This is a genomic window from Citrobacter sp. TBCS-14, assembly GCF_005280805.1.
Taxonomy (GTDB): Bacteria; Pseudomonadota; Gammaproteobacteria; order Enterobacterales; family Enterobacteriaceae; genus Citrobacter; species Citrobacter gillenii.
Map to the genome: position 1 here is coordinate 277 of NZ_SZWM01001229.1, position 440 is coordinate 716.

General features: G+C 62.0%; 1 protein-coding gene. It reads left to right on the top strand.

The features are described from left to right. Positions 1 to 3 precede the first annotated feature (3 nt). Positions 4 to 440, top strand: a 437-nt coding sequence (locus FDX22_RS26395; protein ID WP_146718015.1) for an iron chelate uptake ABC transporter family permease subunit, incomplete at its 3' end; no start/stop codon positions are given.

Here is a 440-nt window from a genome sequence, read left to right on the forward strand (position 1 = left end):
ATGATGCACCTCTCCCGTCGCCTGATTGTCAGTTGTCTGCTGCTGGTCGTCGGTTGCCTGGCCGTTGGATTGTGGAGCCTGCGTAGCGGTGCCGTTATGCTCGAGACCCCGCAAATTATTGCCGCCCTGTTCGGTGATGCACCGCGTAGCATTACGCTGGTGGTGACCGAGTGGCGATTACCACGCGTGTTGATGGCGCTGCTGATTGGCGCGGCGCTGGGCGTTAGCGGCGCGATATTCCAGTCATTGATGCGTAACCCGCTGGGTAGCCCGGACGTGATGGGCTTCAATACCGGTGCCTGGAGCGGCGTACTGGTGGCAATGGTGCTGTTTGGTCAGCATCTTACCGCCATCGCGCTGGCGGCAATGCTCGGCGGGATCCTGACTTCGCTGGTGGTCTGGGCGCTGGCCTGGCGCAACGGCATCGACACCTTCCGGCT